Genomic DNA, 3,077 nt, shown 5'->3' on the forward strand with positions numbered 1-3,077 from the left:
ATGTGTACAAGCTATGTAGCAAATAGGAAATAATTTTGGTTATGATTATTTTCCTGATTCTTATTTATTTAGGTAGCATAACTAAATTCTTCATCCGAAATATCTTTAGTATAAGAATTAATCCAAATCAAGGTTTTACTATTGGCATTTATAGACAAGTTAGTGTTAGAAATGTGATAGTCGAGGGAATAGTAATTATTTTTGAACCTCCCTTATTTGCCACGATGAGATTATGCACCAGTTAATAACACAAATAGCAAACCAGAGGGAGGAAATCCCAAAAATGAAACAAAGGCCAATAAAAACAACCATCTATAATCATTCAACTCCTCCTCTAGGTCATCAATATCCAGAAAAACATGGAACCTACAATCAACTTTGCCAATTCATCAAACATATACCTGCTGCTATGGCAATGTTAGACCAAGAAATGTGCTACCTAGCTGCTTCTGGTATGTGGTTACAATATTGGCAACTAGAGTCTAGTGAAATTATTGGGAATCCGCATTACCATATATTCCCTAATCTCCCATCATCTTGGCAGGGACAANCAATATCCAGAAAAACATGGAACCTACAATCAACTTTGCCAATTCATCAAACATATACCTGCTGCTATGGCAATGTTAGACCAAGAAATGTGCTACCTAGCTGCTTCTGGTATGTGGTTACAATATTGGCAACTAGAGTCTAGTGAAATTATTGGGAATCCGCATTACCATATATTCCCTAATCTCCCATCATCTTGGCAGGGACAAGCTGAAAAATGTCTGGTAGGAACTATTGGCCAATTTGAGTTGGAACATCCAATGACTGCTCCTAATGGCTCAATACTATGGGTAAAATGGAAAGTCAAACCTTGGTATACAGATGAAGGTATTATTGCTGGTCTAATTATCTCTACAGAAGAAATAACTCCTGAGAAACAACTACAACAACAACTAGAATTAACTCAGTTAGCAACTGATAATGCTGCTGATGCTATTTTTTGGATAACTTTTGATGGACAACTGTGCTATGCCAATAAAATGGCTTGTAGTTTTCTAGACTATTCTGAATCTGAATTACTTCAGCTAACAATTTGTGACATTGACCAAGAATTATCCAGGGAAGTTTTGCCAACCCATTGGCAACAAGTTAAAAATCAAAATTCTCTGAGGTTTGAGTCAAATTATTGTACTAAAGAAGGTCGTATTTTTCCTGTAGAAGTCAATGTAAATTATTTAGAATTTAATGGTAATGAATATCAATGTGCCATTGTGCGTGACATTTCTTCGCAAAAGAAAATTAATCTAGATTTACGGGAAGCTAAGGAACAATTCCAAGCTGTTTTAAATGCTGTACCAGGGTTAGTGTCATGGATAAGTGCAGATTTACGATATCTAGGAGTTAATAAACATTTAGCTAATGCCTACAATTTACCTATTGAAACTTTTATTAATCAAGAAGTAGGATTTTTACAGACTAGCCCAGAATTTAATAATTTTGTTTATGACTTTTTTGCTAAGGCAGATTTGACTAATGTTAGAGAAGTAAAAGCAAATCTTAGAGGAAAAACTAGAATTTATTTAATAGTTGCTCAGAAATATTATCGGCATAAAGCATCATTACCAACGGCAGTTTTTGTCGGTTTAGATATTACAGAACGTTTGGCAATGGAAGCTTCACTACGCGATAGTCAGGAAAAATTTTGCCAACAAGCTAATCAATTAGAGCAAACTTTACAGAAACTAAACTCGGCTACGACTAAATTAATTCAAAAGCATAAAACTTCTATCTTAGGTCAAGTTGTAGCAGGTGTTACCCATGAAATTAATAATCCTGTTAATTTTATTTCTGGTAATATTGGTTTAGCCATAAATTATGTTCAAGATTTATTGTGCTTGATAGATATGTATCAGCAAAATTATCCTCATCCTCTGCCAGAAATTGACTCAGAAATTGAAGATATAGAACTAGATTTTATTAAAGAAGATTTGCCAAAATTATTAGGTTCGATGATGATAGGGGCAGAACGAATTAGAGATGTAGTTAGATCGCTACGACAGTTTTCTGGATTAGAAGTAGAATCTATAAAAACAGTAAATATTCATAAAGGATTAGACAGTACACTTTTAATTTTGCAAAATCACTTTCAAGGAAAAGGGAATTGCCCTGATATTAATGTGGTTAAAAAGTATGGTAGTTTGCCCTATGTCGAGTGTTATCCTGGAGAGTTGAATCAAGTATTTATGCAAATTTTTACTAATGCTATTGATGCACTGGAGGAAAAATACCTAAATTTAAGTACCAAAAAAATTAACCCTCAACCATTTGAACCAGAAATTTTAATTACTACAGAAGTTAAAGATGATTATATAGCGATTGCTATTGCTGATAATGGAATAGGCATGGTTGAAGAAGTATATGGTCGAATATTTGAACCTTTATTTACTACTAAAAAATCAAAAAATAGTATTGGTTTAGGCTTGTCAATTTCCCAAGAATTAATTGTTGATAAACATCAGGGTAAGTTATCTTGTAAGTCTCTGATTGGAAAAGGAACAGAATTTGTGATTGAAATTCCCATTAAGCTTTCTCACTCTAGTAGGCAATGAAAATAAAAATGTATTTTTCAGGATTTTATACCAATTCCCAGGCATTAATGCTATACTTGGGTAAGACTTCATTTATTAATTAATAACTACATATCAAATCTTTTTTTTGCTAGTTGTAGCTCATTTAATATTAATTATTGTTATTTTTACTTCTCCTGTACGGACGCCCTTATGCANTACATATCAAATCTTTTTTTTGCTAGTTGTAGCTCATTTAATATTAATTATTGTTATTTTTACTTCTCCTGTACGGACGCCCTTATGCAACGTCTCTACCCACTCCCCTGCTCTACAAAATGTAGAAATGTTTTTGAGAAATGGTATTACTAGGTAAGCATTAAGCTATTAGCAGTCAGCAATAAAAATGAAACATTAATGACATCTATTAATATCATTATCTAAGAGATTGAATGTATCAGCAAATATAAAAAGGAGATAGGGAACACTTAACTGGGAACAGGTATGGAAGTCCGAAGAAAT

At 33.0% G+C, this 3,077-nt stretch carries 1 protein-coding gene and 1 pseudogene; both read left to right on the top strand.

Annotation, left to right across the window (positions count from 1 at the left end; translation table 11 throughout):
• Nucleotides 1-283: 283 nt before the first annotated feature.
• Nucleotides 284-550 (top strand): annotated as a pseudogene (locus AFK68_RS38080) (hypothetical protein); the annotation flags it as partial.
• Nucleotides 551-596: 46 nt separating this feature from the next.
• A complete protein-coding gene (locus tag AFK68_RS04195; protein ID WP_256386482.1) occupies nt 597-2,597 on the top strand; it encodes a PAS domain S-box protein in 2,001 nt (666 codons plus the stop codon).
• The last annotated feature ends 480 nt before the right edge of the window (nt 2,598-3,077 follow it).

Origin of the sequence: Hydrocoleum sp. CS-953, assembly GCF_002260545.1 — a bacterium.
Taxonomy (GTDB): Bacteria; Cyanobacteriota; Cyanobacteriia; order Cyanobacteriales; family Microcoleaceae; genus Trichodesmium.